The organism is Pseudonocardia sp. MH-G8 (genome assembly GCF_002262885.1).
Taxonomy (GTDB): domain Bacteria; phylum Actinomycetota; class Actinomycetes; order Mycobacteriales; family Pseudonocardiaceae; genus Pseudonocardia.
The window spans coordinates 20,822-44,870 of the sequence record NZ_NKYF01000036.1 but is presented as its reverse complement, the minus strand read 5'-3'; the positions used below and the strand labels follow the sequence as shown (position 1 = coordinate 44,870).

23 protein-coding genes are annotated in these 24,049 nt (G+C 71.6%); 6 read left to right on the top strand and 17 right to left on the bottom strand.

Annotated features, from left to right (window positions below; all coding sequences use genetic code 11):
* Positions 1-148: 148 nt before the first annotated feature.
* Together CFP66_RS42310 and CFP66_RS42305 are read right to left on the bottom strand one after the other, a co-directional pair.
* Complete coding sequence (locus tag CFP66_RS42310; RefSeq protein ID WP_094931049.1) at positions 149-1,633, bottom strand: glutamine synthetase family protein; 1,485 nt, start codon at positions 1,631-1,633, stop codon at positions 149-151.
* Positions 1,630-2,940 carry an aromatic ring-hydroxylating dioxygenase subunit alpha gene (locus CFP66_RS42305; RefSeq protein WP_094931012.1) on the bottom strand — a complete coding sequence of 437 codons (1,311 nt, stop codon included), beginning with the start codon at positions 2,938-2,940 and terminating at the stop codon, positions 1,630-1,632. The genes CFP66_RS42310 and CFP66_RS42305 overlap by 4 nt, the downstream gene beginning before the upstream one ends.
* Before the next feature lie 71 nt (positions 2,941-3,011).
* On the opposite strand from CFP66_RS42305, the gene CFP66_RS42300 reads away from it, so the two are divergent.
* On the top strand, positions 3,012-3,827 hold the full coding sequence (locus CFP66_RS42300; protein WP_094931011.1) for an IclR family transcriptional regulator C-terminal domain-containing protein: 816 nt from the start codon (positions 3,012-3,014) through the stop codon (positions 3,825-3,827).
* Here the strand turns inward: CFP66_RS42300 and CFP66_RS42295 are convergent.
* The 4 genes from CFP66_RS42295 to CFP66_RS42280 all read right to left on the bottom strand — a co-directional run bounded on the left by CFP66_RS42295 (position 3,824) and on the right by CFP66_RS42280 (position 9,225).
* Positions 3,824-4,642: a MaoC family dehydratase N-terminal domain-containing protein gene (locus CFP66_RS42295; protein ID WP_094931010.1), complete on the bottom strand. Its 819-nt coding sequence runs from the start codon at positions 4,640-4,642 to the stop codon at positions 3,824-3,826. The two genes, CFP66_RS42300 and CFP66_RS42295, sit on opposite strands and share 4 nt — an antisense overlap.
* Position 4,643: 1 nt before the next feature.
* Entirely contained in the window at positions 4,644-5,882 is a 1,239-nt protein-coding gene (locus CFP66_RS42290) for a CaiB/BaiF CoA-transferase family protein (RefSeq protein ID WP_094931009.1), read from the bottom strand.
* Positions 5,879-7,159, bottom strand: a complete 1,281-nt coding sequence (locus CFP66_RS42285) for a hydroxymethylglutaryl-CoA reductase, degradative (RefSeq protein WP_094931008.1) — start codon at positions 7,157-7,159, stop codon at positions 5,879-5,881. The genes CFP66_RS42290 and CFP66_RS42285 overlap by 4 nt, the downstream gene beginning before the upstream one ends.
* 131 nt (positions 7,160-7,290) lie before the next feature.
* Entirely contained in the window at positions 7,291-9,225 is a 1,935-nt protein-coding gene (locus CFP66_RS42280) for a GAF domain-containing protein (protein WP_094931007.1), read from the bottom strand.
* A 159-nt stretch (positions 9,226-9,384) separates the two neighbouring features.
* On the opposite strand from CFP66_RS42280, the gene CFP66_RS42275 reads away from it, so the two are divergent.
* The 3 genes from CFP66_RS42275 to CFP66_RS42265 are packed head-to-tail and all read left to right on the top strand — an operon-like array spanning position 9,385 to position 11,503.
* Positions 9,385-10,746, top strand: a complete 1,362-nt coding sequence (locus CFP66_RS42275; RefSeq protein ID WP_094931006.1) for an MFS transporter — start codon at positions 9,385-9,387, stop codon at positions 10,744-10,746.
* 32 nt (positions 10,747-10,778) lie between these two features.
* Positions 10,779-11,096 carry a helix-turn-helix transcriptional regulator gene (locus tag CFP66_RS42270; protein WP_094931005.1) on the top strand — a complete coding sequence of 106 codons (318 nt, stop codon included), beginning with the start codon at positions 10,779-10,781 and terminating at the stop codon, positions 11,094-11,096.
* Entirely contained in the window at positions 11,093-11,503 is a 411-nt protein-coding gene (locus CFP66_RS42265; protein ID WP_094931004.1) for an SRPBCC domain-containing protein, read from the top strand. Before CFP66_RS42270 ends, CFP66_RS42265 begins: the two co-directional genes overlap by 4 nt.
* A gap of 13 nt (positions 11,504-11,516) precedes the next feature.
* Here the strand turns inward: CFP66_RS42265 and CFP66_RS42260 are convergent, their stop codons facing one another.
* Positions 11,517-12,833, bottom strand: coding sequence for an MFS transporter (locus CFP66_RS42260; protein ID WP_094931003.1), 1,317 nt, complete (start codon positions 12,831-12,833; stop codon positions 11,517-11,519).
* Positions 12,830-13,930: a mandelate racemase/muconate lactonizing enzyme family protein gene (locus CFP66_RS42255; RefSeq protein WP_198962048.1), complete on the bottom strand. Its 1,101-nt coding sequence runs from the start codon at positions 13,928-13,930 to the stop codon at positions 12,830-12,832. The genes CFP66_RS42260 and CFP66_RS42255 overlap by 4 nt, the downstream gene beginning before the upstream one ends.
* A 158-nt stretch (positions 13,931-14,088) precedes the next feature.
* On the opposite strand from CFP66_RS42255, the gene CFP66_RS42250 reads away from it, so the two are divergent.
* A complete protein-coding gene (locus CFP66_RS42250) occupies positions 14,089-15,120 on the top strand; it encodes a LacI family DNA-binding transcriptional regulator (protein WP_094931001.1) in 1,032 nt (343 codons plus the stop codon).
* A 137-nt stretch (positions 15,121-15,257) separates the two neighbouring features.
* Here the strand turns inward: CFP66_RS42250 and katG are convergent, their stop codons facing one another.
* From katG to CFP66_RS42225, 5 genes are all read right to left on the bottom strand, one after another.
* Positions 15,258-17,462 carry a catalase/peroxidase HPI gene (katG, locus tag CFP66_RS42245; protein WP_094931000.1) on the bottom strand — a complete coding sequence of 735 codons (2,205 nt, stop codon included), beginning with the start codon at positions 17,460-17,462 and terminating at the stop codon, positions 15,258-15,260.
* Positions 17,463-17,516: 54 nt separating this feature from the next.
* Positions 17,517-17,960 carry a Fur family transcriptional regulator gene (locus tag CFP66_RS42240; RefSeq protein ID WP_094930999.1) on the bottom strand — a complete coding sequence of 148 codons (444 nt, stop codon included), beginning with the start codon at positions 17,958-17,960 and terminating at the stop codon, positions 17,517-17,519.
* Positions 17,961-18,067: 107 nt separating this feature from the next.
* Positions 18,068-18,718, bottom strand: a complete 651-nt coding sequence (locus CFP66_RS42235) for a hemerythrin domain-containing protein (RefSeq protein ID WP_198962047.1) — start codon at positions 18,716-18,718, stop codon at positions 18,068-18,070.
* Positions 18,715-19,584, bottom strand: a complete 870-nt coding sequence (locus CFP66_RS42230; RefSeq protein ID WP_094930998.1) for an SDR family oxidoreductase — start codon at positions 19,582-19,584, stop codon at positions 18,715-18,717. Before CFP66_RS42230 ends, CFP66_RS42235 begins: the two co-directional genes overlap by 4 nt.
* Positions 19,585-19,780: 196 nt before the next feature.
* Positions 19,781-20,224 (bottom strand): MarR family winged helix-turn-helix transcriptional regulator, encoded by a 444-nt coding sequence (locus CFP66_RS42225; RefSeq protein ID WP_094931047.1) that lies wholly within the window; start codon positions 20,222-20,224, stop codon positions 19,781-19,783.
* Positions 20,225-20,392: 168 nt separating this feature from the next.
* Here CFP66_RS42225 and CFP66_RS42220 point away from each other — a divergent pair, with 168 nt between their 5' ends.
* Complete coding sequence (locus CFP66_RS42220; protein WP_198962046.1) at positions 20,393-21,250, top strand: SDR family NAD(P)-dependent oxidoreductase; 858 nt, start codon at positions 20,393-20,395, stop codon at positions 21,248-21,250.
* A gap of 18 nt (positions 21,251-21,268) precedes the next feature.
* Here CFP66_RS42220 and CFP66_RS42215 read toward each other — a convergent pair whose 3' ends face one another.
* From CFP66_RS42215 to CFP66_RS42200, 4 genes are all read right to left on the bottom strand, one after another.
* Complete coding sequence (locus tag CFP66_RS42215) at positions 21,269-22,132, bottom strand: aminoglycoside phosphotransferase family protein (RefSeq protein ID WP_158228433.1); 864 nt, start codon at positions 22,130-22,132, stop codon at positions 21,269-21,271.
* Between the two features lie 255 nt (positions 22,133-22,387).
* Positions 22,388-22,720 carry a helix-turn-helix domain-containing protein gene (locus CFP66_RS42210; protein WP_094930996.1) on the bottom strand — a complete coding sequence of 111 codons (333 nt, stop codon included), beginning with the start codon at positions 22,718-22,720 and terminating at the stop codon, positions 22,388-22,390.
* Positions 22,721-22,732: 12 nt separating this feature from the next.
* Positions 22,733-23,305, bottom strand: coding sequence for an NADPH-dependent FMN reductase (locus tag CFP66_RS42205; RefSeq protein ID WP_094930995.1), 573 nt, complete (start codon positions 23,303-23,305; stop codon positions 22,733-22,735).
* Between the two features lie 336 nt (positions 23,306-23,641).
* Entirely contained in the window at positions 23,642-24,031 is a 390-nt protein-coding gene (locus CFP66_RS42200; RefSeq protein ID WP_143517584.1) for a Scr1 family TA system antitoxin-like transcriptional regulator, read from the bottom strand.
* Between the last annotated feature and the right edge of the window lie 18 nt (positions 24,032-24,049).

Genomic DNA, 24,049 nt, shown 5'->3' with positions numbered 1-24,049 from the left:
AAGGGCAGCCCCTCCTACCGCAACCGCGCCCCGCACCCGGCTGAGCACCCGCTCAAACCCGTCCGTCAACTCGTCGAATCGATCTTCGATCCCTCCGCCTGCTCGCCCTGACCGCCTACGACCACTGATCGAGTTCGGACTTACTCGTCTAGTACAGGGTGAAGTACTCCCGGTGTTCCCAGTCGGTGACCGCGGCCTGGTAGCGGTCGATCTCGGCCTGCTTGAGGGTGATCCAGTAGTCGACGAACTCCGCGCCGAACCGCCGTGTGAAGAGCGGGTCCGCGCGCAGTGCGGTGACGGCGTCCATCAGGCTCGCGGGCAGCCGCGACGCGCCGTCGTGGTAGGGGCGCAGTGTCGGGGCGCCCGGGTCGAGGTCGCGGTCGATCCCGTCGAGGCCGGAGACCAGCTGGGCCGCGACGGAGAGGTACGGGTTCGCGGCGGGCTCGCCCGAACGGTTCTCCAGACGCGTCGCGGGGTCGCCCGGTCCGCCGACCGCACGGATCATGGCGCCCCTGTTGTCGGCGCCCCAGAGGATGCGGTCCGGGGCGAGCGAGTGCGGCCGGTAGCGCTTGTAGCCGTTGACGGTCGGGGTGGTGAACGCGGAGGCGGCGGGCGCGTGGGCGAGCAGGCCGCCGAGGTAGCCGCGGGCGAGGCCGGACAGCGCGCCGTCGTCGCCCGGACGGGCGGCGAACCGGTTCTCGCCGGTCTCGCGCTCGAGCAGGCACTGGTGCAGGTGCCAGCCGCTGGACATGACGTCGGGCAGGTGCGGGCGCGCCATGAAGGTGGCGTGGTAGCCGTGGCGGGCGCAGAGCTGCTTGACCGCGCTGCGGCACAGCACGAGGTCGTCGGCGGCGCGCAGCGCGTCCTGCGGCGCGAAGGTGATCTCGAACTGGCTGGGTCCGAACTCGACCTCGATCGTGCGCAGCGGCAGGTCGAGCGCGACGAGCCCGTGGCGCAGCAGCTGGACGAGCTCGTCCACGGCGTCGATGCTCGCCTCCGACAGCAGCTGCGCACCGGTGCTGAGTGCAGTGACCTGGGGCGGCTGCCCCGGCTCCCCCGGCCGGCCCACTTGGCCGTCGCCGATCGGGTCGCCGGTGCGGCGGAAGGCGTGGAACTCCACCTCCAACCCGACGCGCAGCTCGAGGCCGCGCGCCGCGACCTCGTCGAGCTGACGGCGCAGGACGTGCCGAGTGGAGTAGGGCAGCGGGGCCCCGTCGGGCCGGTGGATGTCGCAGAGCACCCACGCGGTCCGCTCGGCCCACGGAAGCACGCGGAAGGTCGTCGGCAGCGGCACGAGCACCAGGTCCGAGGCGCCTGCCATCCCGGCGACCGGCGAGCCTGCCGGGTCGAAGACCGGGAACGCGGTGCGGCCCGAGGTGTCCTTGAGCACCAGCGTGCTCGGGGCGCCGACGCCGTCGCACATGGCCGCGGCGAACGCCTCCCGCGTGAGCGTCTTGCCCCGCGGGAGCCCGTGCGGATCCGGGAACACCACCCGGATCAACTCGATGCCGTGCTCGTCGATGACGCGCAGCGCCTGCGCCGCCGCCGCGTACTCGGCGTCGTCCCACAGCCCGTGACGCTCGATGAAGCCGGCCCTGCCCGGCCCGGTCCCGAGGAGGTCGACGACTGTCATCGCGGCGACGCCCAGGGCGAGCGCTGCCTGCGGGCGAGGTCGTGTTCGCGCCATCGCTGCTTCCAGTCGCCTGCGGAGGCGATCATGTCGACGGCCTGCGGCCCGGTGAGCGCGCGGGCGTCGGCCTCGCTGCCTGCCATGCCGACCGTGGTCTTGCCCGCCTGGTGGTCGGCGATCGCCCGCAGCAGCAACCGCCGGTTCGCGGTGACCGCGCGGTCGGAGACGCCCAGGCGTTCCACGGTGCGGTCCTGGATGCGGCCCATGCTCTCCACCGCCCACTGGTCGTGGACGTTGATGTCCAGTCCCATGCCGGTGTAGGTCAACGCCGCCTGCTCTGCGGCGTCGAATCCCCAGTCGTTGTCGCGGTTGCGGGTGGACCGGTAGTCGGGCAGCGTGCACGACCCGAGGCGCTGGGCGAGCAGCTGCTCCTTGTCTGTCGGCTCGGCGAAGTCGTAGAGGATCATGTACCAGTAGTGGTTCTCGTCGTCGACCGGAACGTGCCATTGCGTGAAGACCTGGGTGGGACCGAACGGCACCACGAACGCGTTCGGGAACAGCAGGTTGGTGACCCGCACGTGGCGCTGCGCCCCGTCGAGGGCACGTACCGCGAACACCCGCAGCCCGTGCTCGGTGGGCTCCACCTCGATGTCGGGCCGGGCGTTCTCCCCCACCAGCGCGGAGAGCGTCCTGCCGGTGCCCTCCACCTCGCCGCGGAACTGCTGCCCGTAGGCCTCGCGCGGGTCGTCCTGCAGGAAGCGGTGCAGGTAGGAGACGTGGCTCGGGTCGATCCCGCCCTCCACGCCCTGCAGCCAGTTGCACTCCCACAGCCCCTTGAACGCGAAGCTGTACTCGTCGGGCGCGCGGAAGCAGTCGTAGCCGGGCAGCGGCGGTGGGTCGCCGCCGCCCAGGTAGGCGAACACGATCCCGTTGCGCTCCTGGCACGGGTAGCCGACGTGCTGGATCTTCGTGTGGAAGCGGCTGTGTTCCGGCTCGGCGGGCTGTTCGAGGCAGTGGCCGCGCCGGTCGTAGAGCCAGCCGTGGTAGAGGCAGCGCAGGCCATCCCCTTCGAGACGGCCGAAGGACAGGTCGACGCCCCGGTGGGAGCAGAACCGGCCGATCAGCCCGTAGCCGCCGCCGCCGCGGAACAGCACGAGGTCCTCCCCGAGCAGGCGGACCGCCTTCACGGGCCGCTCCGCGGGCAGCTCGCTCACCAGCGCCGCGGGCTGCCAGTACGCCCGCAGCAGCCGGCCGCACGCGGTGTCGCGCCCGGTGCGGGTCAGCAGCTCGTTGTCCTCGCGCGACAGCATCGTCGCCTCCGGTGTTCGGTTATCGCCCAGTAGTTCGCTATTGTCGGGACGATAGCAGGGAGGTGCCCTCGATGGGACGGTTGAACGCGCAGGACGCGGCGGCCCGCGCCGCCCGCACGCTGCCGCCAGGCGTCGAGCCCGGCGACTTCTCCGAGGCACTGGCCAGGGGCCTGCGCGTGCTGCAGGCGTTCGACGACGCCCACCGCCGGATGACCATCGCCGACGTCGCGCGCACCGTCGACCTCCCGCGGGCCACGGTGCGCCGGACCGTCGCCACACTCGTGCATCTCGGCTACCTCACCCAGGACGGGCGCATGCACGAGCTCACCCCGCGCGTCCTGCGGCTCGCCACCGCCTACCTCACGTCCAACACGGGCAGCGCCGTGCTCCAGCCACTGTGCGAACGGCTCTGCGCCGCGGTGCAGGAGAGCGTCAGCGTCGCCGTGCTGGACGGCGACGAGGTGGTGATGATCGCCCGGGCCGCACCGAACCAGCTGATCAACCTCGGGGTGGGCGTCGGCTACCGGCTGCCGGCCCTGCACTCGGCGCTCGGCCGGGTGCTGCTCGCCGCGCTCGACGATGACGCGTTCGACGCGTTCCTGGCCGACGCGCATCCCACGGCGGCGACACTCCACACCGTCACGGACAAGGACGCCCTGCGCCGCATCGTCCACCAGGTGCGCGACGACGGGTTCGCCTACGTCGACCGGGAGGCCGAGAGCGGCTTCCAGTCCGTCGCCGTGCCGCTGCGCCGGTGGGACGGCGTGACCGTCGCCGCGCTGAACGTCGGCGCCGGCACCGACCGCGTCGACCGGGCCACGATGCTCGGCCCGATGCTCACCGCGCTGCGCGACGCGGTCGAGGATCTGCGCGGGCAGCTCCTCTAGCCGGGGTCCTGCCAGGTCACCCGCCCTCTGGCCAGCAGCGCACCCTCCCGGTCGAGCGCGAACACCTCGGTGACGCCGTCCTCGTCGTGGCCGGCGATGGTGAACGGCGTGTCGACGAGCACGGGTGCCAGCGCGCGGAACGTGTAGGCGGCCGGCCGCGCGCCCGGGGCGTGGCGCACTGCCGCGTCGAGCAGCAGCATCCGGGTGAGGGGACCGTGGACGAGCAGGTCGTCGAGGCCCTCGACCTCGCGCGCCCAGTCCCGGTCGTAGTGGATGCGGTGGGTGTTGAAGGTGAGTGCCGAGAAGCGGAAGAGGTGGCGCGAGTCGAGCTGGACGGGCTCCCGCCAGTCCGGCTCCACGTCCGGGGCGGCAGCGGCGCGCGGCGGTTCGTCGCCGGTGGACTTCTCGAGGAAGACGTCGTGCCAGGTGCTCTCGATCGCGAGCTCCCCGCCGACCCGGTACTCGCGCACCACATCGGCGAAGACGAGCCGCCCGCGCCGTCCCTCCTTCTTCGCCACCTCGCCGAGGCGCGTGGTCCGACCGACCTCGTCACCGAAGCGCAGCGGGCGGTGGAACACGGTGTCCTCACCCGCGTACATCCGCCGCGGCAGCCCGAACTCGGGCAGGACGCCGTCGACGGCGGGCGAGCCGTCGGGCCGCAGCGCCGCGAACGGCGTGTCGAAGGGGAAGTACAGGCCCTCCCATCCCGGGGGCAGCTGCTCCCCCGGGCCCGGCTCCGGCACCGTCGGCGCGAAGGTGTCGCGGTACGTGGCGGCGGGTCGGGTCGCCAGCACGTCGGTGCGCGTGATCGCCATGTCAGACCACCCCGCGGGCGCGCAGGCCGTCGATCCGCTCCCGCTCGTAGCCGAGCAGCCCGCCGAGCACGACGTCCGTGTGCTCCCCCATGCGGTTGGCGACCCGCGCGGGATCGGCGGGCGTGGCCGTCAGCTTGATCGGCTGGCCGAACATCCGCAGCGCACCCAGCTCGCCGTAGTCGGCCTCGACCACCATCTCCCGCTCGGCCGTGCCGGGGAAGTCGACGACCTCGCCGACGTCCTTCACCGCGGTGAGCGGGATGACGTCGCCTGCCGATTCCTCGAGGTCGGCGCGCGTGCGCCCGGCGAACCAGCTGATGATGAGCGGCTTGACCCGCCGCTCGTACACCTGCTTGTCGAACCGCTTGCGCATCGTGTCGATCTCGGGGTCGGTCGCGGCCTCGGGGGTGCCGAACAGCTCGCAGCTGGCCCGCCACAGCTTGTCGGTGTACCCCGCGAAGAAGACCTGGCCGTCCGCGCAGGGGAAGAGCTCGTAGGGCCGCACCCAGGCGTGCTCGTTGCCCGCGGGGGCGGCGACCTTGCCCTCCACCGTGTAGTCGACGACCGCCGTCTCGGTCATGGCGAGCACGCTGTCGGTCTGCGCGACGTCCACCAGCTGGCCCTGCCCGGTGCGCTCGGCGTGCCGTAGCGCCGCGAGGGTGCCGATCACCCCGAAGAGGGTGGCCGAGAGGTCCCCGATGGTCACGCCCACCCGCACCGGCCCCTGCCCGGCGTACCCGTTCATCGACCACAGCCCGCCCGCGGCCTGCGCGGTGCTGTCGAAGGCCGGGCGCCTGCTGCGCGAACCCGTCTGCCCGAACCCCGAGATGGCCGCGTAGACCAGCCGCGGGTTGATCGCGGCGAGGACCTCGTAGCCCACTCCGAGCTTCTGCATCGTGCCGGGCCGGAAGTTCTCGACCAGCACGTCGGCCTTCGCCACGAGCTCCTTGAGCACCTGCTTGCCCTCCTCGCTCGCGAGGTCGAGGGCGAGTCCGAGCTTGCCGCGGTTGTACTGGCCGTAGTAGCCGCTGAACTCCTCGTCGCCTGCGCGAAGGTACGGCGGGAAGCTGCGCGCGACGTCCGGGTCGGCCGGATTCTCGATCTTGATGACGGTCGCGCCGAGATCGGCGAGGGTCTGCGCGGCATACGGTCCCGCGAGCACCCGGGAGAGGTCGAGGACCAGCACGCCGGCGAGGGCGCCTGCGGTCGGGGCGAGCAGGTCGGGGTCGGGGGCGGTCATGGCGAGATCCTCCCCGCCCGCAACTCGGCGAGCACCTCTTGCGCGTGCTCCAGGCGGATGCGCCGGTCGTCGACGATGCGCTGGGCGACCCGGCCGATCTCGTCGGTCGTGGCGCCCGCCGACGCGGCGATGGTGCGGGCGTGCAGTGTCATGTGCCCGCGCTGGATGCCTTCGGCCGCGAGAGCGCGGCAGGCGGCGAGGTTCTGGGCGAGCCCGATCGACGCGACGACCGCGGCGAGCTCGGTGGCGCTCTGCACGCCGAGCAGCGCGACGGCCGCCTGCGCCGCGGGGTGGGCCCGGGTCGCGCCGCCCACGAGACCCACCGCCAGCGGGACCTCCAGCGTGCCCACCAGGTTGCCGTCGGCGGCGCGCTCGAACCGCGAGAGCGCCGTGTAGCTGCCGGCGCGCGCGGCGTGGGAGTGGCATCCCGCCTCGACGGCACGGCTGTCGTTGCCGGTGGCGAGCACGACGGCCGTGATGCCGTTCATGATCCCCTTGTTGTGGGTGGCGGCCCGGTAGGGATCGGCCTCCGCGAAGGCGCTCGCCAGCACGATGTCGTCGACCACCTGCTGTCCGCCGAGCAGCTCCCGGTCGAACACGGCCCGCGCACGGGTGAGCCGCTGGTCGGCCTTGTTGCTCAGGATGCGCAGCAGCGACCGGGCGCCGGCCAGCTCTCCCAGGCGCGGCGCGAGGGCCTCGGCCATGGTGTTGACGGCGTTGGCGCCCATGGCGTCACGCACGTCGACGTGCAGGTGCACCACCACGTGCACCCCGAGGCGGGTCGGCACCAGGCGTACGACCAGGTCGCGGGCCCCGCCGCCGAGGCCCGCCAGCACCGGGTCCTGCGCGTCGGCGAGCGCGAGCAGCTCCGCGCGCGCCTCCAGCACCCGCATCCGGGCGCCCTCGGGATCGACGACGTCGACCAGTTGGATCTGGGCGATCATGATGTTGCCCGTGTCCGAGGTCGTGAAGCCGCCGAGCCCGCGGGCCATCCGTGCGGCGTTGGAGGCGGCGGCGACGACGCTCGGCTCCTCGGTGGCCATGGGTACGAGGTAGTCGCGGCCGTTCACCGTGAGGTTCGTGGCGACGCCGACGGGGATCCCGATCACGCCCAGCACGTTCTCGATCATGTGGTCGGCCTGCTCGACGCCGAGTCCGGCTCCGGGCTCGAGCACGTCGAGGGCCGACGCGTCGATGCCGGCGTTGCGCACCACGATCGCGCGACGTTCCCGGGGACTGGAGTCCCGCAGGCCGGACAGGCGGCTGTTGATCGCCACTGATCCTCCTCCGCGGATGCGGGCCGGCCTCGGCACCGGCATCTCCGCGCACCCGCGGACGCAACGTATCCAGCACGGCATCGCCACAGCATGGGCTACTCCCCCACGCTTTGGCTCATCTCGTGGGCGAATCACCCATCGAAACGCGCGGAGTCGGCGCGCTGGAGGCGCTCCAGCAGCTCGTCGAGCCGGACCGCGAGCGAGATGCGGAACAGCTTCTCGTCGTCCCGCCAGTCCTCACCCAGGATGCGGCCGAGCCGGTCGAGCCGCTGCAGGATCGTGTTGGTGTGGAAGTTCAGCGCCCGCGCCGTGCGGGTCGGGCTCGCGTTGGCGTGCACGAAGGCGCGCAGCGTGCCCGCCAGCTCGGCGCCGCGATCGGCGTCGTAGCGGCGCACCGCGCCGATCGTGCGGTCGAGGAAGGAGCGCAGCGTGCGCGCGTCCGTGTCGAACACCGCCGAGTACGGCAGGTAGTCGTCGGTGGCCACGGTGGCGTCGTCGACCTCCAGCGCGGCCAGCAGCCGTGCGGTGCGCATCGCGGTGCGGAACGCGGCGGGAAGCGCGTTCGGGGAGCGCGGCGCCGACACCGCCAGCACCGGGGCGGCGATCGTCCGCGAGATGCGGTCGCGGAGATCACCCGCGTCGGCCCGCACGCGGTCGGCCGCGAGCGCCGCCACGACGAATCCCTGGTACTCGCCCACGAGCGCGCCCTCGTCGATCAGCGGGGTGAGGACGCGCGCGGCGGCCGAACGCTGCTCCCCCGGCACCGCGAAGAGCACCAGCGTGTCGAGCTCGTCGAGCCGTACCCCGAGCCGCCGGGCGCGGCGCTCGACGTCGCCCATGCGCTCGGGCACGGCGTCGAGCAGGTCGCCGACCAGCTCGCTCTGCACCCGGCGCTCGGCCTCCGCGACAGCCTGCTGTTGCAGCGCGAGGAGCGCTCCGACCTGCGCCGCGCGCTCCACCGTGCGGCGGTCGACCGGCCCCAGCGCGAACTCGCCCTCGCCGAGGAGCACCGCCCCGAAGTGCTGCGATCCCGCGGCCAGCGCGGCGACCGCGTGGAGTCCGGCGACACCCTCCACCCGCACGCAGTGGCCCGAGCCGCGGCTCTCCTCCAGCGCGGCGCCGGCCGCGGCGTCGAGATCGAGCATCGACCCCGGCAGCGGCAGGCCGGCCGCGGCGATCATCCGCTCGTGCTCGTCGACGACCGCGACCGGGCGCCCCAGCGCGGAGGCGAGCGTCTGGGCGACGGGGGCGAACCCGCCGCCCGCGAGCACGGCGTGGACGAGCTCCTGGTGCACGGTGTTGGCGCGGTCCCGCTCGGCGAGGTGATCGGTGAGGCGTTCGAGCGCCCGCCGTGCCTCGTCCTCGGAACGCTGCAGGCTGCGCAGCGTGCGCGCCGTCTGCAGCACCACCGACGCGTGGTCGGCCAGTGCCGAGAGCAGGGCGATCTGCTCCGGGGTGAAGGCGTGCTCCTCCCGCGTGGCGACGAAGAGCACGCCCAGCACCGCGTCGCCGGAGAGCATCGGCACGCCGAGCAACGAGACGATGCCCTCCGCCGCGACCGCGTCGTCGATGCCCGGCTCGTGGCGGTCCTGCCGGTAGTCCCCGTACCGGGCGGCCCACCGGGCGCTGCGGGTCTCGACGATGACGCTCGCGAGACCCCGCCCGGCCGGCACCCGGAGGCGCTGGAAGGCGGGGCTGACCGAGCCGCTCGTGGTGGTGACCTGCAGCTCGCGGGTCTGCGGGTCGAACTCCGAGAGGTAGGTGACGTCGCTGCCCATCATCTCGTGGGCGCGCTTCACGAGCCGGTCGAGCAGGGCGACGCTGTCGCGCACCTCCGCGAGCTCGCGGGCGCTCGAGAACAGCGCGGCCAGCTCGTGCTCGCGGCGGCGCATCCGCCCGTGCTCACGGTGCGCGCGCTGCACCTGCTCGGCGAGGCGCACGCCGTCCGCCCCGCCCACCCCGAGCTCCTCGAGCGCGGCGGCCAGCTCGCGCGGGCTCACGCTGCTGTCGCCGAGCGTCGCGTCCACCAGCGTCGCGGTCGCGGCGACACGCACGTCGTCGGGCATTCGGCCTCCCCTTGTCCGGACCAGGATCACGTATGTGCACATCACTCATCAAGACGGCAAATCCATGTGATGTTGGCACATGTAGGTTGCCGATTCCGCTGGCTAGCCTGAGCGCGCTCGTCCGGCCCCGGGCTTCGTCCGGCCGCACAAAGGAGTGTCATGGCAGCCCAGCACGACATCGACCGAGCCGGTCTCGACTCACCCCGACAGCGACGGCACGCGATCATCGCCAGCTCGGCCGGAACCGTGATCGAGTGGTACGACTTCACCCTCTACGGCCTCGCCTCGGCTCTCGTCTTCGCCCCGCTGTTCTTCGGCAGCGGGGGCCTGGCCGGCATGCTGGGCGCCTTCGCCACGTTCGCGGTCGGCTTCGTGGCCCGCCCCGTCGGCGGTCTCGTCTTCGCCCACTTCGGCGACCGGTTGGGCCGCAAGGGCACGCTGCTGGTCACCCTGCTCACGATGGGCCTCGCCACCACGCTCATCGGCCTGCTGCCCACCGCCGAGGTCGCCGGCGTGTGGGCGCCGGTGCTGCTGATCCTCCTGCGCCTGTTCCAGGGGGCCGGTGCCGGTGCCGAGTTCGCGGGCGCCATGACCATGGCGGGCGAGTCGGCCCGCACGCAGCACCGCGCCTTCACCGCCGGCTTCCCCGGTGCGGCCGTCTACGTCGGGATGGCGCTCGCCACGGCCACGTTCGCGCTGCTCAGCGGCCTGCTGCCGCGCGAGGTGTTCCTCGCGTGGGGATGGCGCATCCCGTTCATCGCGAGCATCGCGATCGTCGCGCTCGCGATGTACTTCCGGCTGCGGGTCAAGGAGACCGCGGCCTTCGAGGCCGCTGCGCAGTCCGGCGACGTGCAGCGGGCCCCGCTCGTCGAGGTCGTGCGCTCGCACTGGCGGGTGCTGCTGCCTGCGATGGCGCTGTTCACGTTCGTGCTGCCGTGGGTCTACGTCGTGCAGACGTTCTCGATCTCGTACACGACCGGGACCCTCGCGTTGGACCCCACCGCGATGCTCGTCGGCCTCATCGTCGCCGAGCTGCTGACGATCCCCGCCACCCTGCTGTTCGGCAGGCTCGCGGACCGGATCGGGCGCAAGCCGGTGCTGCTCGGCGCGGCCGTCTTCGGGATCCTGTTCGCCTTCCCGATGTTCCTGCTCTACCTGACCGAGGCCCCGGTCCTCGTCGGCCTGGGGCTGGTGCTCGGCCTCGCGGTGATCCAGGGCGCCACGATCGGCGTCTCCGCCGCCATGCTCGCCGAGATCTTCCCCACCAGCCTGCGCTGGAGCGGCATCGCGATCTCGCGCGAGATCCCGGCCGCCCTCGTCGGCGGCACCGCGCCGCTCGTCGCGACCTGGCTCGTGTCGATCGCGGGCGGCACGCCGTGGCTCGTGGTCGGGTACCTCGTCGCGCTCAGCATCATCGGGCTCGTCGGCACCGCGTACCTGCCCGAGACACTCGACCGCGATGCGGCCACGGCACCGGAGGTCGTGGCCGGCGCAGTCGCAGAACGCGTCGGAAATCATTGACATGTCGGAGACTCCCGACATAACGTGACGGCGTGTCCGATGACGCCGTGTTCCTCGCGCTGGCCAACCCGGTGCGCCGACGGCTGCTGGAGCTGCTCTCCGAGGGGCCCCGCACCGCAGGCGACCTGGCAGGCCAGTTCGACCTGAGCCGTCCCGCCGTCGCCGAACACCTGCAAGTGCTGCGGCGAGCCGAACTCGTCGCCGACGAACCCGTCGGACGCCAACGGCGCTACCACCTCACGGCGGCGCCGCTGGAACAGCTCAGCGACTGGCTGCACCCGTTCGAACGGTTCTGGCGCGAACGCCTGCGGGCACTCGCCGACACGATCGAGGGCGAGGAATCCCCATGACCGACACCCGCACCACCACCATCACCGTCGACCAGTTCATCGCCGCACCACCCGCGAAGGTGTGGCGCGGCCTGACCGAACCGGAACTGCTCGCCCGCTGGTGGGCCCCCGGCGACGTCGCCGCCGTGCCCGGGCACACCTTCCACCTGCAGATGCCCGGCTGGGGTGCCGTGGCGTGCGAGGTGATCGACGTCCAGCCGCACGAGCGGTTCGTCTACACCTTCAACGGCAACTGGACGCTGACCTGGACCCTGGTCGCGGAGGGCACCGGCACCCGGCTGCTGCTGGAGCACTCCGGCTTCGACCTCGACGACAAGCGCAGCCGCGACGCCTTCGACCGCATGGGGCCAGGCTGGCGCGACGACGTCCTGCCCCGCCTCGCCCGCGTCGTCGCCGGACCGGCCTGAGCAACGCGCCGGGTCATGCGGATGCGGAGGTGACCGCGGGGCGCGGCTGCGCGAAGGCGAGCGCCACTGCCCCGAGCAGCGCGAGCCCGGCGGCCACCCCGAACGCCAGCACCCAGGACCCGAGGTCCTGCACGAGGAACCCGGTCAGGACGGGCGCGACGATCGCGGCGCAGTTCGCGCAGAAGTGCACGAAACCCGTGACGCTCCCGAGCCGGGCGGTGTGGACGGAGGCCGCGACGAGGGCGAAGAACTGGACGTTGCTCAGGTACAGCAGCAGCAGCGCGACGGTGAGCAGCGCGACCGCCCCGGCGGTGGAGCCGACCACGGCGATGGGCACCACGAGCAGCGCGGCGCCGCCGAGGCAGACCACGGCGATCCACTTGCGCGTCGCGAACACCGCACCGGTGCGGCGCACGAGGCGGTCGGACAGGACACCGCCGAGTGCGGTGCCGACGGCGCCGGCGATCCAGGGCAGCGACCCCGCCCACGCCAGGTCGGCGAGGTCGACACCGTGCTGCTCGACCAGGAAGACCGGGTACCAGGACAGGAACATGAACAGGATCCAGCTGAACCCGAAGAACGCCAGCGCGTTGCTCCAGACCGAGCGGTGGCGCAGGTAGGAGCGCAGCGACGGCACGGCCTCGTCCGCGTCCGTCTCCAGTTCCGGCGCCATGGCGTCGGAGGTGATGTGGCGGAGCTCCGCGTCGGTGACCAGCGGGTGCTGCTCGGGCCGGTCGCGCACGACGCCGTACCAGAGCAGCGCGACCAGCAGGCCCACGACACCGAGGACGACGAACGGCCACCGCCACTCGTTGTCGAACAGCAGCAGCAACCAGCTCACCACCGGGATCCCGATCGCCGCGCCGAGCGGGTTGAACGCGAAGGAGAACCCGACCGCGGTCGCGTACTCCCGCTGCGGGAACCAGTTGCGCATCGTGCGGGCCGTGGTGGCGCCCTGCGGACCCTCGCCGAGACCGAACATCAGCCGCTGGAGCAGGAACGTGGCGGTGTTGAAGCACAGCGCGGTGGCCGCGGTGAACAGCGACCACCACGCGACCGCCACCGTCATGGTCTTCCGCGGCCCGTACCTGTCCGACGCCCAGCCGCCGAGGAAGCACGCCGGGGCGTAGGTGAGCGCGAAGGCGCCGAGGATCAGCCCCATCGTGCCCTTGCTGAAGCCGAACTCGGCGATGATCAGCGGGGCCGCGACGCCGATGGCGGCGCGGTCGCCGTAGTTGAGCACGAGGACCGAGGCGTTGGTGCCCAGCACGGCCCAGCGGAAGCCCGTGATCGTGCGGCGAGCGGCCGGCGCGGCGACGTTCTTCGTCATGACGCGCCCCCCACCCGGTGCGCCTCGAGCCCGTCGAAGTCGAAGGTGAGGCCGTGCCCGGGCCGTTCGGGGGCGATCGCCATGCCGTCGACGATCTCCAGCGGCTCGGCGAGGTAGCGCTCCAGCCCGAAGCCGTGGGCCTCCATGTAGGTGCGGTTGGGGGCGGCGGCCATCAGGTGCACGGTGAGGTCGTGGGCGCCGTGCGAGGTCACGGGCAGGTTGTGCGCCTCGGCCAGCGCCGCGACCTTGCGGAACACGGTCATCCCGCCCACGTTGCAGACGTCCGGCTCGGGGAAGGTCACCGCACCGGCCGAGATCATGTTCTGGAACTCGTACAGGGTGTGCAGGTTCTCCCCGGTCGCGACGGGCAGCCCGCCGTCGCGCAGCACCCGCACGTGGCCCGCGACGTCGTCGGGGATGGTCGGCTCCTCGAGCCATACCAGGTCGAACTCCGCGAGCGCCCGCGCCGTCCGGATCGCCTGGTCGGCGCTCCACTTCATGTTGGCGTCGACCATCAGCGGGAAGCCGTCGCCGAGGTGCTCGCGCATCCGGCGCACCCGCTCGACGTCCTCGCGCCAGTCGGGCCGCCCGACCTTCATCTTGATCGCCCGGAAGCCATCCGCCTGGAACCGGTCGGCCTGCTCGAGCAACTGCCCGACCGGGAAGTCGAGGTCGATGCCCCCCGCGTAGACGGGCACGCGCGGGTCGTAGCCGCCGAAGAAGCGCCACAGCGGCTGCCCGGCCCGGCGCGCCCGCAGGTCCCACAGGGCGATGTCGACCGCGGAGATCGCCGACGTCGCGTGGCCGCCGCGGCCGCCGTAGTGCAGCACCCACCACATCCGCTGCCACAGGTGCTCGGTGCGGTCGACGTCCTCCCCGGTGAGCACCGGGGTGAGGTACCGGTCGATCAGCACCGCGAACGCCTCGGCGCCGGAGTTGACCGCGTAGGTGTAGCCGAGCCCGGTGGCCCCGTCGGAGTCCTCGACCCGGACGGTGACGAGCTCGAAGTGGGGGATGACGCCGTGGGTCGAGTCGGTCAGGACCACGGGGAGCGGCACCTGGAAGAAGTCTGTGCGGACGGAGACGACAGTGGACACGAGCCCTCCCGGACTGGTCATCGGCAGAGAGGCGATCCGGAAAACCGGTTTCCTGAGTCCGACGATGACTCGTCGACCGGGCATCCGTCAACCCCCGGGCGGCAGAACCTGCTGGAAACAACCGGTTTTCCACGCTAGCCTCCGCGCCGGGAGGATCGATGGCTGACGGGGAACGCGTACGTCTGGTCGACGTGGCTGCGCGCGGCGGCGTCACCAAGTCGGTCGCCTCGCGCGTGCTGAACGCGGACCCCACCCTGAACGTCCGGCCGGAGACGCGCCAACGCGTACTCGCCGCCGCCGCCGAGCTCGGCTATCGCGCACACGCCGGCGCCCGGGCACTGGCCGGCGCCGAGGCGCGCGCACTCGCGCTGCTGATCCCGGACCTGAGCAACCCCGTGTACTCGCGCATCATCCGAGGCGCCTACCGCCGTGCCCGCCAGCAGGGCTACGTGGTGCTTCTCGCCGAGGACACCGCCGACGACGAGGCCGACGAGGCGTTCACCGACCTGGTGGACACCGGCCGGGTCGACGGCCTGCTCATCGCCTCGGCCCGCCCGGACCACCGCCTGCTCTCCTCGTCGCGGCTGGCCGGAATCCCCCACGTGTTCGTCAACCGCGAGGTCCCCGGCTCGGGCCGCAACGTCGGGATGGACCTGGCCGCGGCGAGCGCCGTAGCGGTGCGGCACCTGCACGACCTCGGCCACCGCCGCATCGGGCTGGTGTCGGGCCCGCCGGACCTGCAGCCCGCCCGCGCGCGGGAGCAGGGCTTCGTCGAACAGCTGACGGAGCTCGGCCTGGAGCCCGGACACGTCGCGCACGGGCCCTTCAGCGAGGAGGGCGGCGCCACGGCCGCGGCCCAGCTACTGAGCCGGGAGTCGCGGCCCACCGCGATCTACTGCAGCACGCTCGGCCAGGCCGTCGGCGCTCTGCACGGCATCCGGACCTGCGGCCTGCACATCCCCGAGGACGTCTCCGTCGTCTCCTACGACGACCTCCCGCTGGCGGACTACCTCGACCCGCCGCTCACCACCGTCGCGATGCCGCTGGTCGAGCTCGGCGCCGCCGCGGTGGACGCCGTGCTCGCCCAGCTGTCCGGCGGCGCGCCGGCCGACGTCGCCGTCCCCGTCCGGCCCACGATCATCGAGCGTGCGTCCACCCGACGGCTGGTGGTGGAGGCCGCACCGGGCTGATTCTCGCGTCGTGATCGCCAGAAGTGGTGAACACGCGCAGCACACCTGGTCGTCCGCCCTCATGCATCACCGGCCGGATCGACGACGCCCCGGCCCGCCGCTGGTGCGGCGAACCGGGGCGTCGTCAGAGCGGGCTGTTACCGCAGGTCGAACCGGTCCAGGTTCATGACCTTGTCCCAGGCCTTGACGAAGTCCCGGACGAACTTCTCCTCGGCGTCGTCGGCGGAGTACACCTCGACGATGCCCCGCAGGATCGAGTTCGAGCCGAAGACCAGGTCGGCGGCGGTGGCGGTGCGCACCACGTTGCCCTGGGCGTCGCGGGCCTCGTAGACGCCCGCCTCGTCGGCCGACGTGCTCCACTCGACCCCGAGGTCGAGCAGGTTGCGGAAGAAGTCCTGCGACAGGACTCCCGGCCGGTCGGTGAAGACGCCGTGGCGCACGCCGCCGGTGTTCGCGTTCAGCATGCGCAGGCCGCCGACCAGGACGGTCAGCTCCTTGGCCGTGAGCTCGAGCATGTAGGCGCGGTCGACGAGCAGCGTCTCCGGGTCCAGCTTCACGTCATCCGCGATCCAGTTGCGGAAGCCGTCGGCACGGGGCTCCAGGTACTGGAACGTGTCGACGTCGGTCTGCTCCTGCGTGGCGTCGGTGCGACCGCCCGCGAACGGCACGGTGACGTCGACGCCCGCGTCGGCGGCGGCCTTCTCCACGGCGGCGCCGCCGGCCAGCACGATCGTGTCGGCGAGCGAGACGGGCTTGCCGAACGCCTGGCGGACCTCGTCCAGCTTGGCGATGACCTCCTGCGTACCGGCGTTGACCGGCCAGCTCGCCTGCGGCTCCAGGCGCAGGCGGGCGCCGTTCGCACCACCGCGCTTGTCGGTGCCGCGGTAGGAGGCGGCGGACGACCAGGCGGTGTGCACGAGCTGCGAGACGGTCAGGCCCGAGGCGAGGACCTGCTTCTTCAGCTCGGCGGCGTCGGCGTCACTCAGCGGCGCGTGCTCGGCTGCGGGCACCGGGTCCTGCCAGAGCTGGACCTCCTGCGGCGCCCACGGGCCCACGTAGCGCGAGACCGGGCCCATGTCGCGGTGCAGCAGCTTGAACCAGGCGCGGCGGTAGGCGTCGGCGAACAGCTCGGGGTCGTCCCGGAAGCGCTCGGCGATCGCGCGCAGCCCCGGATCGACGACCAGCGCCATGTCGGCCGTGGTCATCATGGGCGGGTTCTTCTTGCCCGCGATGTGCGCGTCGGGCACGAGCTCCTGGCCCTCGGCCTGCTTGGGCTTCCACTGCTTGGCGCCCGCGGGGCTCGTGGTGAGCTCCCACTCCCAGCCGAACAGCGTCTCGAAGTAGCCGTTGTCCCACTGCGTGGGGTTCGGGGTCCAGGCGCCCTCGAGACCGCTGGTGACGGTGTCGGCGCCCTTGCCGGTGCCGTTCTGGTTCTTCCAGCCCAGCCCGCCGGAGTGCACCGGGCAGCCCTCCGGCCCGTCGCCCACGAGCTCGGGGTCACCCGCGCCGTGCGCCTTGCCGAACGTGTGGCCACCGGCGACGAGGGCGACGGTCTCCTCCTCGCTCATCGCCATGCGGGCGAACGTCACCCGGATGTCGTGGGCCGAGGCGAGCGCGTCCGCCGAGCCCTTCGGGCCCTCCGGGTTCACGTAGATCAGACCCATGGTGACCGCACCGAGGGCGCCCTCGAGCTCGAGCGGGGTGTCGTCCGAGGCGTAGCGCTCGTCGCCGAGCCAGGTGTCCTCGGGGCCCCAGAAGACCTCCTCGGGCTGCCAGGTGTCCTCGCGGCCGAAGGCGAACCCGAAGGTCTCGAGGCCCATGTCCTCGTGGGCGACGTTGCCGGCGAGCACCAGCAGGTCGGCCCAGGAGAGGCTGCGGCCGTACTTCTGCTTGATCGGCAGCAGCAGGCGGCGGGCCTTGTCGAGGTTGCCGTTGTCGGGCCAGCTGTTGAGCGGGGCGAAGCGCTGAGCACCGCCACCGCCGCCGCCGCGGCCGTCGAGCTGGCGGTAGGTGCCGGCTGCGTGCCACGACATGCGGATGAACAGCGGGCCGTAGTGACCCCAGTCGGCCGGCCACCAGTCCTGCGAGGTGCGCATGACCTGGACGAGGTCGGCCTTGAGCGCGTCGAAGTCCAGCTGGGCGACGGCCTTCTTGTAGTCGAAGCCGTCGTCGCCCAGCGGGTCGGAGTCTCGCGAGGTCTTGGTCAGGACGGACAGGTCGACCTGGTTCGGCCACCAGTCGCGGTTGCTCCGCGGGCGGTGCGCGGTCTGGGGGGTGGGGCTGGCGAGAGCCGGGTTCTCGCTCTCGCTCCGGCTGGCGGTGGTGTCGTTCTCGGGGGGCACGTCAGTCCTTCCTCAGGAGCCTGTGGTGGTTCGTCTCGTCGTGCGGGCGCGCGCTCAGCGCCCCGCGGGCGGGGACTGGCAGGCGGGGCAGAGACCCCAATAGACGATCTCGGCCTCGTCGACCTCGAAGCCACCGTCGTCGGACGGCGCCAGGCACGGGGCCTCGCCGCTGGCGCAGTCGACGTCGCTCACCGCTCCGCAGGAGCGGCACACGAGGTGGTGGTGGTTGTCGCCCACCCGCGCCTCGTAACGGGCGACCGAGCCCGCCGGCTGGATGCGGCGGACCAGGCCGGCGTCGGTGAGGGCCCGCAGGACGTCGTAGACGGCCTGGTGCGACACCGATCCGAGCCGCGCCCGCGTCGCCGCGAGCAGGGTCTCGGTGTCGGCGTGCGGGTGCTCGTGCACCGCCGAGAGCACGGCCTTGCGCGGCGCGGTGACGCGCAGCGTGGCGTCACGCAGGAGACGTTCGGCCTGCGGCGGGTTCTGCACGACACGCATCTCAGCACGCAGAACGGACTGGATCAAGTCCAGAACACAGGTTGCCGGCGATCGGCCGGGTGCCACCCCGAGCGCTACCCGCGGTTCGGGTTCACCCGGCGCACGGGTCAACCGCGGATCGCGGCGGTTTCGCGGGTGAACTGGCGGTGGCCGATCAGCTTGTAGACCAGACGAGCTGGGGCCGGCACGACCTGCATGAACCTCTGCCGTTCCGCGTCATCGGCTTCCTCGGTGATGTGGCCGAGGATGACCAGCCGCCGCGTGACGGGAATCGCGCTCATGCCGTGCTTGCCGAGCGCGTCCCACTCGCTCTGCGTCAGTGTGACCGAGACGATCGGGAGCAGTTCCTGCTCCTCCTCGGCGAGGTGATCGACCAGGGTCGGCATCGTGGCGTCGATGAGGGCCGCCATCTGCTCACCGGCGGCAGCGTCCGCGCTCGCCGTCCACGCCGGCAACTGCGCCCCGACGGCAGCGACGGCGTCGTTGATCTGCGTGTGCTGTACATCCATCCGGTCCATCAGCTGCGGGTCGAGCGCGGCTCGCTCGCGCAGCAGGGGAAAGAGCAGTTCGTCCTCGCCGGTGTGGTGCGTGTGGAGGAAGTCCAACATCTCCCGGGCGTGCGCGCCGACGGCCTTGGACCGCGCCCGGTCGTCGGCCGCGGAGCGGAGCAGGCGGGGGAGCTGACCGAACTCGCGCCGGATGACGCGGTGGATAAGGACCATCTCGTGGGTGTCGACGCCCGGGCCGGCGGTGCTCACCGTGACTCCCCGATGGTCACGGCGTGCCGGAAGGCCTCGTGCGCCGTGGTCGCCGGCCGGCCGATGAGCTTCACCAGGTCGTCGCCGCCGGTGAACAACTCTCCGCGAGCCAGGCCGGCGTCGGCGTCGGCGACGGAGGCGGCCATCTCCGGGGGCAGCCCCGCAGCGGTCAGGGCGCCGGCGTAGTCGGCGACCGACATGTCCTGGTAGGCGATGGGGGTGCCGAGCACGTCGCTGATCGTGGCGGCGAGTTCGGTGAGGGTGAACGGCGTTCCCCCGAGCTCGTAGGTCGCTCCCAGGTGCCCGTCCTGCGTCAGCACCGCGGCGGCGGCTGCCGCGTAGTCGCGTCGGCCCGCCGCGCTGACGAGACCGTCGTGCGCACTGCCCAGCAACGCGCCGTACCGGATGATCATCGGGAGCTGGTCGGTGTAGTTCTCCAGGTACCACCCGTTGCGCAGGATGACGAACGCCGCACCGCTGTCACGCAGGTAGTCCTCGGTGCGGCGATGTTCGTCGGCGAGCGTCATCCGCGCGGTCGAGGCGTTGACGATGCTGGTGTACACGATCCGGGACACACCCGCGCGGGCCGCCGCGTCGATGGCGTTGCGGTGGTTGTCGAACCGCTCCCCCACCGTCGTCGTCGAGACCAGCAGCAGCGCGTCGGCGCCCGCGAAAGCGTCGTCGAGGGTGACCGGGTCGGCGAAGTCCGCGCGCCGCACCGTGACCCCTTCGCGTGCGAGGTCGGCGAGCTTGTCGATGTCTCGGCCGGTGGCCACGACCTGAGCCACCGGCGTTCCGGTGGCGAGGAGTTCTTGCACGACGAGCCGGCCCAGCTGGCCTGATGCGCCGGTGATGACAGTGGACACGGTGTTGCCTCTCGATCAAGGAGTGCGATGCGGGCGAAGACCCCCGGTGCGTGCGGCGAGGACCTCGGAGGCCGACACAGTCGTCAGAGTCTCTGACTAAATTAGTCAATGACTCTGACGATGTCAAGGCCGAGCGGGAGCCTGCGGTCACCCGCGGACCACGGAGGCTCGGCGGACGACCCGGCGCGGCCGGGGTCTACCGCGCGTAGGGGTCGGTGATCTCGCGGAGTTGATCGAGGATCTGGTGCAACAACGTGAAGTTGCGGGTGCCCAGGTAGGCCTTCCACTCCGAGAGGATCTCCGCCGAGGTCGCGATGGCCAACTCGGCGGCCCGGCGGCCACGCTGCTCGATCACGATCAACCGGGCGCGCCCGTCGGTCGGGTCGGGGACCCGGCGGACGTAGCCCAAGCGCTCCAGTTGATCGACCAGCACGCCGGCGCTCTGCTTGGTCAATTGTGCCTGGTCAGCGAGGTCCGTGAGGCGCATGCCGTCCGGGGCGATGCGTTGGAACACCCGGCACTGGGCCAGGGTCCAGTCATCGAACCCGGCCTCTTGGAGGACCCGGAAAACCCGGTCCTCCATGTACCGGTACGGGATGAACAACGCCACCCCCAGGTCCACCCGCTGCGCCTCGTTCATCCCGTTCTCGACTCCATCGCCCACCCGCCCCATGAGGAACACACCCTACGTCGCCACCGCCGCCGCACCGGATCACCGCCGACAGGACCGCCGGGCCGTCTGCGCGGCGCTGCGCCTGCCACCTGCCGTCGTCAGTGATGCCGGACCGGTTGCCGCTGGAGCCCTTCGATGGCTAGATTAGTCAATATGTCTGACCAGCTGGCGCACATCCAGCGCGACGACACGGACAGCGAGAACAGAGGGAGCACCATGACATCGACACCGACCCTGGCGGGCAAGCGAGCCCTGGTCACCGGAGGCAGCAGCGGGATCGGCGCCGCGATCGTGCGGCGCCTGGCCTCCCAGGGAGTCACCGTCGCGGTGAACTACCGATCCGATCGCGCTGCCGCCGATGCGCTCGTCGGCGAACTGACCGACCGGGGGTGGGCCGCGTCGGCCTTCCCCGGCGACGTCAGGGACGCGGAGCAGACCCACGAGTTGGTCGGCGCGGTGGTCTCGGCGTTCGGCGGCTTGGACCTGTTGGTCAGCAACGCGGGGGTCGAGCACTTCGGAGCGCTGGAGACCATCACCCAGGCCGACTTCGATCTCCTCTTCCAGACCAACGTGGCCGGCCAGCTGTTCGTCACCCAGGCGGCGGTGGCCGCGATGACCGACGGCGGCCGGATCGTGCTCAGCTCCTCGGTCAGTGCCCGCCTGGCGATCTCCCACCACGCCCTGTACGCGGCGAGCAAGGCCGCCATCTCGGCCATGGTGCGCAATCTGGCTCCCGAACTGGCCGAGCGGGACATCGCCATCAACGCCATCGCCCCCGGCGCCACCGCCACCCGCATGGCAACCCGCTACAGCGCCGACTACACCCCAGCTGCACTCGCCCACATGCCGTTCGACGCGCTCATCCGCTCGATGAGCGCACTCGGTCGGCTGGGTCGTCCAGAGGAAATCGCCGCTGTGGTCGCGTTCCTGCTCTCCCCGGAAGCATCATTCATCACCGGCACAACCGTCGAAGCCGACGGCGGCTGGAGCTGACACGACCGTTCTCCGACGTCAAGTGGCCTGCCGATGGTCGGCGATGGTGTGGGACAGCGCGTATCGCCCGGTCACCGCTCGAGGGTGGTGGCTGTGCACCCCGAATCTGCGGATCGCGCCGAGTCCGGCCTTCAATGCCCATCCTCGGCCACGGGCCCAGGTGTCGTCGTCGACGCCGGATGCTTCTCGGAACAACGGGCGCGTCTTCGCCGTCAGCAACGTCCACGCGGGCACCATGTCGACAGCCGAGTCGCCCGCACCCATCAAGTCGAAATCGATCACCGCAGACAATGCGCCCCGATCCACCAGGAGATTCATCGGGAACACGTCCCCATGGATCCACACGGGGACGTGGTACGACGCAGCCGCGAGCGCTGCTTGCGCACCGTCCCACACGGCGGTCGCCAGTGCCTCGTCGATCACCCCGGCGGCGCCGAGCGCACGAATGTCTGTGCGCACTCCGCCGTCGTCGCCCCGCAGGGGGTGCGGACGCAACGAAGCCGGCGCTCCCGCAGTGTCGATATCCCGGAGCGCAGCCACGAACCGACCGAGGCGCACCGCGACATCCATGAGATCAAGGTCCTGGTAGGCGTCCACACCCACCCCACGAATCCACCGGAATACAGCCCACGGCCGTGGAAACACTCCAGCCGGAGCGCCCGCGGCGACCGGAACCGGCACGGCCAACGGTAGCTGCGGGGCCAGCCACGGCAGCCAGGTCAGTTCAACGTCGACTGCCGCCGCGGACCCGGGATGAAGCGGAAGGCGCACCACCAAGTCATCGCCCAGGCGGAACAACGCGTTGCCGACACCGGCGGAAGGCCCATTGGTGATCGGTAGGTCGGCCCAGCGCGGGAACTGCTGATGCAGCAACTCGCGCACCGTAGCTACTGACACCACAGCCGGTCCTCGGGCCGGCCGATGCCGAGCCGCGTCGGTCTCCCGGGTAGCCACGAGCCGGGCAGGTTCACCACGATCGCCTCCTGGGTGGTGCGGGAGATGACGACGACCGCCTCCTCGTCCGAGTTCGATTCTCCTCGCGCTGCGACTTCCTCGGTCGGGCACCGTTCCCACCGGATGCCTGTTCGAGCACCACGCAATGGATACCGGCTCGTTCCGTGGCTGGTTGCCGTGCCGTCAGCGCGACTGCACCGGCACCGGGATCCACTTGTGGGCCCAGGTGACCACCGCCGCGACAACCGGCGCCAGGTCCATCCCCTTCTCCGTGAGCTGGTACTGAACCTGCACAGCCGACGTAGGGATGACATGACGCTCGACGAGTCCCTCGGACTCCAGGGTGCGCAGCCGCGCACTCAGCATCGTGTCGCTCACGCCCGGGATGACAGCCTTGATCTCCCCATAGCGGTGGTGCCCGGTCAACAGCGCCTGCAGGATCGCCCCCGTCCAACGGGTGCCGATCAGCTCGATGGCCGCGTGGAACCGACCGCAGACTTCGTGGACATCAGACATGGCGACACGCCCCTAACTCGTCTGACGAAGAGGCTGCAGCGCGTCGCTCACCCGGCACAACTCATCGAACATCGCCTTCGCCGCTGCCGCCATGACGTCATTGGGATGGAGCTGATCGTCCTCGTCGATCATGCTGTGCACGAACGGGATGGATACGGCCTCGGACAGCGGCGTCATCTTGAGCGTCGTGACGACCTGCTTGATCATCTGGACCGCCCGGGTACCGGCGGCGACACCGCCGTAGCTCACCATGCCGACCGGCTTGTAGGCCCACTCGCCGTGCAGGTAGTCGATGGCGTTCTTCAACGGCGCGGTGAAGCCGTAGTTGTACTCGGGCGTGACGAAGACGAAGGCGTCGGCCGAGCCGACCGTGGCGCTCCAGTCCTTGGTGTGCTGGTGGACGTACCTGCGCAGCCGCGGGTGATACGGCTCGTCCATCATCGGCAGGTTCACCTCCGCCAGGTCCACCAGCTCGACCTCCTCGAACCCGCCGTGCTCACGCGCGGCGACATCGATCCACTCAGCAACCTTCGGCCCGACACGCCCGGGACGAGTGCTCGTGATGACGGTCATCAACTTGGCCACGAATCCTCCTAAGAAGAACTTAGGAACTAAGGATAACGCAGTACGAAGCAGGATCCCTGACGCGCGAGCGTGACCCCCACCACCTCCACGCCTGCCGCTCGACCACCGCGTCCCCCTCCCCCATCTGCGGCGACTTCCGGTCCAGCCCACACCCGCCAGGTCGATGCGCCGGGCACGATCCGTGGACGGCGCGGCGCCACAGGAGAGCCTGCCGCCCCTTCCTGCCAGGCTGCGTTGAGACCGCGGGCCTCGCTGCGCAGCACAGCGAGCTGAAGGCTCACGTGGCCAGCACGGGAGTCACCCCGGGTGGTGCGGTACCCGCGCAGGCAGGTGCGGCTACTTGCTGTCGGCGACGTACTCGTCGCGCACCTCAGCCAGCGCTGCGCGTGCCCCGTCTCCGAACTCGGCCGCCTCGCTCAGCGCCGTGAACATGGTGACGTGCAGGCGTACGTCGGTCGGCTCGGTGACGACGGCGGTTGTCGCGAGCGTGCCGACGATGACCGCACGCTCGTCGTAGAGGTCGAATCCGTGGAGCGGGAAGACCGTCATCGGTCGGCGGGCCGGGATCACGCCGATTCGGACCCCGTCGAGGCGGCTGATCTCGATGATGCGATCGATCTGCTCCGCCATCGTCGCCGCCGAGCCCGCACACCACAGCAGGGCACCCGCGGTGACGATCTGGGTCCAGCGGTGGCCCGACCGCCCGAGCGCGATCGGCGTTGACACCTCCCATCGCTCGGCCCG

What these genes read in the sequence shown, in the direction of transcription:
- CFP66_RS42275 (WP_094931006.1), top strand. Translation starts at nt 9,385, where the DNA reads ATGGCAGCCCAGCACGACATCGACCGAGCCGGTCTCGACTCACCCCGA.
- CFP66_RS42310 (WP_094931049.1), bottom strand. Translation starts at nt 1,633, where the DNA reads ATGACAGTCGTCGACCTCCTCGGGACCGGGCCGGGCAGGGCCGGCTTC.
- CFP66_RS42240 (WP_094930999.1), bottom strand. Translation starts at nt 17,960, where the DNA reads ATGCGTGTCGTGCAGAACCCGCCGCAGGCCGAACGTCTCCTGCGTGAC.
- CFP66_RS42225 (WP_094931047.1), bottom strand. Translation starts at nt 20,224, where the DNA reads ATGAACGAGGCGCAGCGGGTGGACCTGGGGGTGGCGTTGTTCATCCCG.
- CFP66_RS42280 (WP_094931007.1), bottom strand. Translation starts at nt 9,225, where the DNA reads ATGCCCGACGACGTGCGTGTCGCCGCGACCGCGACGCTGGTGGACGCG.
- CFP66_RS42210 (WP_094930996.1), bottom strand. Translation starts at nt 22,720, where the DNA reads ATGTCTGATGTCCACGAAGTCTGCGGTCGGTTCCACGCGGCCATCGAG.
- CFP66_RS42305 (WP_094931012.1), bottom strand. Translation starts at nt 2,940, where the DNA reads ATGCTGTCGCGCGAGGACAACGAGCTGCTGACCCGCACCGGGCGCGAC.
- CFP66_RS42220 (WP_198962046.1), top strand. Translation starts at nt 20,393, where the DNA reads ATGGCTAGATTAGTCAATATGTCTGACCAGCTGGCGCACATCCAGCGC.
- CFP66_RS42260 (WP_094931003.1), bottom strand. Translation starts at nt 12,833, where the DNA reads ATGACGAAGAACGTCGCCGCGCCGGCCGCTCGCCGCACGATCACGGGC.
- CFP66_RS42300 (WP_094931011.1), top strand. Translation starts at nt 3,012, where the DNA reads ATGGGACGGTTGAACGCGCAGGACGCGGCGGCCCGCGCCGCCCGCACG.
- CFP66_RS42265 (WP_094931004.1), top strand. Translation starts at nt 11,093, where the DNA reads ATGACCGACACCCGCACCACCACCATCACCGTCGACCAGTTCATCGCC.
- CFP66_RS42295 (WP_094931010.1), bottom strand. Translation starts at nt 4,642, where the DNA reads ATGGCGATCACGCGCACCGACGTGCTGGCGACCCGACCCGCCGCCACG.
- CFP66_RS42250 (WP_094931001.1), top strand. Translation starts at nt 14,089, where the DNA reads ATGGCTGACGGGGAACGCGTACGTCTGGTCGACGTGGCTGCGCGCGGC.
- CFP66_RS42290 (WP_094931009.1), bottom strand. Translation starts at nt 5,882, where the DNA reads ATGACCGCCCCCGACCCCGACCTGCTCGCCCCGACCGCAGGCGCCCTC.